At 50.4% G+C, this 7966-nt stretch carries 7 protein-coding genes; 2 read left to right on the top strand and 5 right to left on the bottom strand.

The genetic code is table 11. The features are described 5' to 3' along the window. Both FJ146_18605 and FJ146_18600 read right to left on the bottom strand, forming a co-directional pair. Nucleotides 1-613, bottom strand: a 613-nt coding sequence (locus FJ146_18605; protein ID MBM4253983.1) for a transposase family protein, incomplete at its 3' end; no start/stop codon positions are given. 228 nt (nt 614-841) lie between these two features. Continuing rightward, the gene (locus tag FJ146_18600; GenBank protein MBM4253982.1) at nt 842-1096 is read right to left on the bottom strand and encodes a hypothetical protein; all 255 of its coding nucleotides are present in this window, start codon (nt 1094-1096) and stop codon (nt 842-844) included. 277 nt (nt 1097-1373) lie between these two features. Between FJ146_18600 and FJ146_18595 the strand changes: the two genes are divergently transcribed. Together FJ146_18595 and FJ146_18590 are read left to right on the top strand one after the other, a co-directional pair. Continuing rightward, entirely contained in the window at nt 1374-2345 is a 972-nt protein-coding gene (locus FJ146_18595; GenBank protein MBM4253981.1) for a hypothetical protein, read from the top strand. Between the two features lie 332 nt (nt 2346-2677). Beyond that, nucleotides 2678-4186: a trypsin-like serine protease gene (locus tag FJ146_18590; GenBank protein ID MBM4253980.1), complete on the top strand. Its 1509-nt coding sequence runs from the start codon at nt 2678-2680 to the stop codon at nt 4184-4186. Nucleotides 4187-4605: 419 nt separating this feature from the next. Here the strand turns inward: FJ146_18590 and FJ146_18585 are convergent, their stop codons facing one another. The 3 genes from FJ146_18585 to FJ146_18575 form a co-directional block, all read right to left on the bottom strand. Further along, entirely contained in the window at nt 4606-5001 is a 396-nt protein-coding gene (locus FJ146_18585) for a hypothetical protein (GenBank protein ID MBM4253979.1), read from the bottom strand. A gap of 644 nt (nt 5002-5645) precedes the next feature. Beyond that, on the bottom strand, nt 5646-6041 hold the full coding sequence (locus FJ146_18580; GenBank protein MBM4253978.1) for a hypothetical protein: 396 nt from the start codon (nt 6039-6041) through the stop codon (nt 5646-5648). Nucleotides 6042-6735: 694 nt separating this feature from the next. Beyond that, a complete protein-coding gene (locus FJ146_18575; GenBank protein ID MBM4253977.1) occupies nt 6736-7131 on the bottom strand; it encodes a hypothetical protein in 396 nt (131 codons plus the stop codon). Nucleotides 7132-7966: the final 835 nt, after the last annotated feature.

Here is a 7966-nt window from a genome sequence, read left to right as displayed (position 1 = left end):
ACCTGGCAAAGACAATGAGTCGCGAATGGTCATCGATAATCGCCATCAGATAGGCTTTTTTGAGGCTAGTTGAGCCATCGACTCGCACCATTGGGCCATGTAGTAGATCACTTTGCCAGATTTCATTCGAGTGCTCGGCTTCAAACCGACGCCGATCGACGCCTTCGTCGGGGCTAGTTGGTTGGCATTCCGTACGTATAAAACGGTAAATCGTTGCTTTATTGACAGGCTCATCGGGGCCAATCACTTTGCTGTGGCGTAACTTCTTGATGATCACGGGCACCGTATAATACGCATTTTCCTGCTTAAGACGCTTTATCTCCATGCGGACCGGTGTACTGAGACTACGAAAGCCGCCTTTATCGACGCGCGCCTTAGGACAAAGCGCTTCAATCCGGTAACCGCCCTTACGGTAGGCCGTCATCCAGGAGATCATACTAGCCCGCGTCACTCTCGTACGCAGTGAGCCAGGGATTTCGTAAACTTTTAGTGATTTCTCGGCCAATAGGCGCTCCTTCTCGCCGTACTGCATACGCATGCCCGTTACAAAATCAGCGATCACGCCAAACCTAAATGTTGCCACCTTCATCGCCAAATCGTTGCCGTCTCTCACGACAAATTCCTCCCGTGTCTGATCGGCCTCATTGCCGTCAGTGATGCGAGAAGTTGGCTACCTTTGTTTGCACGATTGTGCGCCGACAAGAGATGGTGGGGTCGCCCGCGTCGAAAAAAGTTGCAGTTTAATCCCTGCTAGAAAAGGTGAATGCCGTTGCCACGAAGACGGTCCCAGACCCTTAGCGGGTCGTCGTCGGGGAAGTCCATCCGACAGACAGCCAAAAACTTACGCAGCCAATGCCCGCCCCGTTGCCGGGGCAGACCCCTGGGCCAGCAGCGGCATGTAAGTCGAGCCCGGATGGCTGACCAAATAGTGGCTACCGGCGACTGATAGCGACGGCCAAAACCAGCCGGTATCATTGTAAAAACAGTGCCGCACGCCGGGCACCGGTAGCGCTTCAGCCATAGCGGCAGGGCGTATCCCTCGAAAAACCGTGTGACATAGCCATGGCCCCACACCATTTTGTAGCCACATCCGCATTTCGGACGAATCCAATTGAAATCTTTGCCCTGAGCGGCTACCTGAGCCACAGGCACGTCAGAGTGTTCAAGCACCTGATCTGCCGGAGCAGTCGGTGCTGTTACACTGGCTGCTCCACCCCTCCATAACTTCTGATCCAGGCACCTATGCCCGGGCGGAGTGGTGTAGCAAAAATGTTCTAGAATTACTTGCCATTCCTAGAGGGGTGGTCAGAGTATTTCAAGAAATAGATAGGTCTGGGTACTAGCCTAAAGTGCAACTACACAGTAATCACAAGTTGTCTTTTAAGAACACAGTCCAAGTGATGGGCAACGAGAACAATCGCGTTCACTTTAAAACCAAAGATACCAACATGAAGTGGCGTGGTTTCGAATTCTTTAACATTCATACTTACAGCAACCGTGTCGCAATCAACCCCTTTAAACTCGACGGCACCTATTTCGCTGGGACCAAAGTCGAGTATCTAACGATCACCGGAGCCACAGGAGCTTCTTGGACAATGGCAGGCTACTTTAGCAACATTGTTATCGACGGAGTCTTGGGATCTTTTTCAGCAACAGATCGAAGTGATTCGACGCGCGGACTGATGAATGTAAATGGCTTTTATTTTGCTCATTCTGAGTTTCCGATTCCCCAAAATATGAGCACAGGATACCAGGACCTGAACATCATGTTTGATAACGACATTTTACCAGGTAGCTATGATTTTGGGGGCGAAAGTCTTTTGATTTGGAGCAATCGCTTTGCCACGGGAACACCCCAAATTTCTGCTTGGGAACGAAAAATCTTATTATTCAATACGATGTCATCAATAAATTGTGGCGGCCAAGTATTTGGAAACGCGGTGAGACAGTCAATCGACAATGAGTCTAGCCCATCATGCAAATCCAGCGATAATGTGGTGGGTAGCGAAAACAGCGCCGTATCGTCAAAAAAGTTTGCTTACTGGCACGACAGCAACCTGACGACCTTTTACAGTTATCAGTCGGATTCGATACGCAAAGGGGAAACCTCCAGAGACTTCATGGTGACGCTGCTCGACGCAAACGGCGTTGTAAATCCAAGTGCTGTTAAGTGGACAGTCGAGTACGTCAGTAACGCAGGTAACAAGATCACTGTGAAGGAGGAGGTAGGGTCGAAGTTCAACATTGTACCCCCAGCTTCAGCTAACTACACGATTAAGATCACGAGTGCCGACAACAGCCAGGAGCTGATCGGGGTGCTTAGCAGAAGTATGAGCGCCTACTAAAAGAGGTGCAATGAGGTAAGTAGCAGCTCCTGCCTTTACAGCATAGCGAGCTGCTAACTAGTCCAAGGTACGATCGACCGCGGAGAAACCGAATCAGGGAGTACCGACTTTAGTTTATTGAAATTTGCCCAGTGCCCACCACTCTTACACCCACCCCCAAACTGTCACCCCCCTTGCCACCACTCCCTCTCCCACCCCCTCATCACCTCCCCCACGATTCAACGCTAGTTTCCGCTTCTTACACCCCTCCCCCTACTTAACTAGCCAGTTGGCCAACTATTTGCAGACCATCCCCGTGAACGTTAGTTAACCACTCTGTCACGGGATCAATCATGCAATTGTCCGCGTCACGCTACCTTGTTGGTTTGTTACTCGCTCTGACCACAGTAGGCTGTCTCCAGCGTAATACATCGTCCACTAAGGCGATCATCGGTGGTGACGACCGTCAGGTTGTTACCGATCAAACTATCAACGCTGCAGTAGGCACTCTACATAGTGGGGACGGTAGTGCGCTCTGCACTGCATTTGCCAGTAGTGCTGACGAAGTAGTTACGGCAGCGCACTGCCTAGTGGCCGGTACGTCTGACGGTCAGTATCAGTTCTGGACTAAAAAGCATGGCTACCGAAAGCTAGAGCGTCTCAGTCAGAGTGGCGTTAAGTCTGACGTAGCGGTCTTTAAGTCGTCGCAGCTGACGCCAGACTTTCTGCCACTCGCCTCCGTTCAACCCAACGGTAGCTCGGCCCGACTGATAGGCTTTGACTTCAAGACGCTGTCCCTAGTCGAGACCACCAAGGGTGCAATTGACGTAACCTCGCTTAAGGCCGGTGTCTACCGGCATACGTTCGACACACTGCCCGGTCAGTCAGGATCACCCATAGTGCAAGACGGCAAAGTGGTGGCAGTCCACATTGGGAGCTTGAAAGACGGCAAGGTAAATCTGGCGGTTGCTACCCGGGAGATGGAAAAAGCGGATGTACTTGGAGGTTACCCGGACTTTGCACCGGAAAATCCAGCGGCATCGATTATCAGGAGAATCGGCGTAAAAAAGATCCGAGATAAGGTCATCGAAGTTATCCTAGACGACTTAACTTCGGACGCGTACGAGTCTGCGAAGACCATGGTCGTAAATTACATCGAGAAGGTTTGGGACAGGATCAAGCGGGAAGCAGAAGCTCGTGAATTCCGAACAAGAGCCTTAGACCGAGACAACCCAGGAAACCTATCTCCCGGCGGATGGACCGGTCCCGACTTTAATCGTGGCGCAGATAGCCGTGGGACTGCCATAGCGCTGACCGCTGATGGCGATGCAGATATTGACCATAAGACTGAGTTGAAGATCTTTCTTGGCGGTGCATTAGGGATAATTTACGAACGCGTGCTTAATCGTGACTTCACAGCGGATGAACTTCGAGCCATGGCCCAACACATCCGTAACGGCGGCTCCTACGGGTTCCTCAAAGCCACTGTCCTAAAAAAGCTACCCATAAACGAACGTCACGGCAATAACGGCACCGTCTCGTGTGACACCTTCTGCGCCGAGCGCAGATTCACCGATGCACCAGGCTCCTGTGTCAGTGCAAAAATCTCGACCACGGGTCGAGGCGTCCACTGCTCCGAGGTCCCAGGCTTTGTCGATGGTGGCGAGCTCACATGTAGCTGTCTTGGTGACGGATTCTCTAAACCTGGTAACAACGGCACCGTCAGCTGCCGTGACTTCTGCTGGGGTGAGCAGTGGGGCGCCGTCGGCAACTGCCTCGCCGCCTACAAGGGTGACAGTATATCGTGTGACACCGCGTCAGGATCCCCACAGGACTGCGTCTGCGGTGGATTTACCCAGTGAGGTGAAGTGACTGACACCCGCCGTTTCACCCTCATTCCGCGTCTCCGTGGTCAAATACTGAACTCTTGCTAGACCACGGAGACGCGGAATGAGGGAGAATGGAGTGTCTGACAATAACTAGTCGTGCCGCACCCTCTCGAAATGTCGGCCTAAGACATCTTGCCCAGCACCGCCCATGTCGTTCGCCTTTGCTGAACCCTTCTGCCATCCTTGCGTCGCTAACACGTTGAGTGTGTTTTGTTTCGCGGGGGGTGGTGGAAGTGCGGGCCGAATTTGCTCAGTTGGTAGGAACCACTAGGTCTTCAAAAGCTATATGTCAGCCATTTCCAGATTCACCTAGGGCTGATATTTACCAAAAAATGTCGGAATTTCATCGCGAAGCAATTACCAAAGAGGAAATGCGGCGTCAGAAAAAATCACTAGGTATCGTGACCATTTTTGATGTTATTAAGTTCGGCAATAGCCGCAGCCATGCCGTCCTCGTAAATGAGCGGCCACTGCGGATCAAGGAGGAAGTTCAGCTCCAATAATGGCTCGCTGTCGCCGTTTGCTATTAAGTAGCTCCTGGCATTTTCGCATAGGCGGTTGACAACGCGGCCTTCTCCGAGACTCGACACGATATGGTAGGTTGGATTTTCGGCAATAAACATCTTTAACGAAGGTAAAAGGTCTGTACCGAAGCATCCACAGAAGTCGTGGCCAGTAAGTCCAAGACGCTCAAGTTCGTAGAAGTTCTTTACAACGCCGACGCGGTCAAAATAATCGTCAAAAATGACCATCAACTCAACTTTGCTGTGGTTGGCCTTAGCACCCATGTTTGGATCCTGTATTCATCGTGACTTGCATGTACATTCAGAGTATCGGCAGTTTCCTGCCTCGGCTTAATTTGGATTTACGAATTGGGGCTAAGTAATTGAAGAATCCTCCGTCGGTAAAACGACTTGCAACTTACACAATTTCCTCTCTCAGTGGTCAAATAAACACTCGCTAGACCACGGAGACACGGAATGAGGGAGAAAGGAGTTACTTGTTTTCGCGGTAATAGCTAATGATGGCGGATCATCTTGTAATATCGGTCAAGGACATCTTGCTCATCGCCACCCATGTCGTTCGCATTTGCTGCAAGATTCAGCAATCATCCCAGTGCAAGTGCTTTGACAACTTATTAGCGGCATGGAGGTAAGAGTTAGTGGGTATATGTGCGCAGCAGGTTGGAACGACTAGGTCTCTCAAGGCGATAATGCAGCCGCTTAATACCGACGAAGCTACACTTAAGCAGATGACCGCCACTTATACCAGCGACGATCATTTTGATGCCTTTGCAGTGTTCCAGTATTTGCTTTCTCGTGAGATAGCGACCGTTGGTGCAGATTCACCGCGCATCAAGGTTTACGATGATATTTCACTGTTTCATGTACAGATGACCGGAAGTGTCGAGTTTAAGCGACAGAAATCGTTTTTAAGACTTCTGACTATTTTTGATATTATCAATTTCGGCTATAGCCGCAGCCATGCCTTCTTCGTAAATTAGCGCCCACTGTGGATCGAGTAGGTAATTAAGCTCCAGGTTTTGATTTTTTTCGCCTTTCGCGATCATGAAGAAGTCGGCACCTTCCTCAATCCTATTGACAAAGCAGCCTACACCGACGCTCGACACCAGATGATAATCTGGATTCTCACCACAGAATTTCAGCAACTCAGGAAATGAGCTGTCTAAAAATAGTCCACAGAAGTCGTGTCCGCTAAGTCCGAGCCATTCCAGCTCGTAATAGTTAGTGACCATGCCCACACGGTCAAAGAATTCTCGTCGGTTCACCATCAGTTCGACTTTTTTTTCCTTGGCTCTTGCACCCATGATCGGATCCTGTCGGTAATGGGAGGCAGATTTGCCAGTCGTGTGATCGGTCTATTCCGGGCATTACTTGACCCAATGTTCAGGTATGGTGGGGCGACCGGAAATTAAAAAACTGAATCCAAGAATTACAGGCCCTTGCGTCGCCCTACTCTTTCGTAGTCCGCTGTCGCGTCACCTGAACCTTTACCTTCTCCCTCATTCCGCGTCTCCGTGGTCAAATACTGAACTCCTGCTAGACCACGGAGACACGGAATGAGGGAGAATGGAGTGTCTGACAATAACTAGTCGTGGCGTGCACACTCGTAATGTCGTTCAAAGACTTCTTGCTTAGCATCGCCCATGTCGTTCGCATTCGCCTAAAGCTTCTGCCATCCTTGCATTGCTAACATACTGCGTAAGTTTTGTTTCGCGGAGGCAGAATTGATGATCAAATTTGAGCAGCGAGTAGGTGCCACTAGGTCTGCAAAAGCGGATACTTCAGCCAGTAAATATCGACGACAAGACTCTTGCGGTATTGACCTGTGACTACGGTCCGAATGACCACTTTGATGCCTATGCCCTATTTCAGTATTTAACGTCGCGCGAGCTAATGACTAACGGTGATGATTCACCGAGAATCGCGATTTACGACAGATTAGCATATTTTCACATTAAGAAACTTAGTGAAGCGATGCTGCGACTCCAGAGAGCAAACTTAAGACTTACAACCATTTTTGATGTTATTGATTTCGGCAAGCGTCTCGCTGATGCCGTCTTCCCATAAGACATGCCACTCCGGATCAAGTAGGAAGTTGAGTTCAAGTACCGGATCTCTTTCGCCGTCTGCAATCAGGTAAAAATCAGCTCCTATGACTACGCGATTGACAAAGCGCTCTTCTCCAACGCTCGAAACGATGTGATATCTCGGGTTTCTTTCACAGAAGCGGGTTAATTGCGATAGACGATCACCTGGGAACATACCGCTGAAGTCGTGACCACTCAGTCCGAGTGACTCTAAGCGGTAATAATTTTTGATAATACCCACACGACGGAAGAAATGTTCGAGGCTCACCATCAATTCGATTTTATTGATTTTAGCTCGAGCACCCATGGTTTGATCCTCTGTGATCTGGGCAATTACAGGCGTATGCATGGGTTATCGGTAGGTTCGGTGTAATCTTTAAGTTAAGTCGAAGATATGAGCGAAGTTGCTGTTATTAAATTGAATTCATCTTGTATTTTTTGCTTGCTAGGGCTTTGGTACCTAAACTCTATCTCCAGGCGCCTGTGTCAGCGCTAGGATCTCGACTACAGGTCGAGGCGTCCACTGCTCCGAGGTCCCAGGCTTTGTCGATGGTGGCGAGCTCACATGTAACTGCCTCGCCGCCTACAAGGGTGACAGCATATCGTGTGACACTGCGTCAGGATCCCCGCAGGACTGCGTCTGCGGTGGGTTTACGCAGTGAGGAGATGTGACTGACATCAGTCACAGGTGTTAGTCACGTCCATGACAACCTCCCGTTCACCCTCATTCCCCTTCTCCCTCATTCCGCGTCTCCGTGGTCAAATACTGAAGTCTCTTTGGACCACGGAGGCGCGGAATGAGGGAGAGTGGAGTGTCTTGTTGTCGCGGTACTAGCTGGTCGTGGCGCACCCTCTCGAAATGTCGGTCTAAGACATCTTGCCCAGCACCGCCCATGTCGTTCGCATTTACGGCAAGCTTCTGCAATCATCTCGTTGCCAACACAGTGAGACTGCTATTTGCGGCGCGGAGGTGAGAGACAGTGAGCGTATTTGCGCAGCGGGTGGGTACGACCCGATCCTTAAAGGCGATACGTGATCTACCTCCCCCTAAAGGGGTAAGGCTTCTACGGCAAAGCCTACACGCCTCTGCCGTGTCTTTTTTGACGCTTCGTTGCCATGTGCGCGAGAGACCTTGGCCGCTC

The organism is Deltaproteobacteria bacterium (assembly GCA_016874735.1).
Lineage (GTDB): Bacteria > Bdellovibrionota_B > Oligoflexia > Oligoflexales > CAIYRB01 > CAIYRB01.
This window is presented reverse-complemented; position numbering and strand designations above follow the sequence as displayed.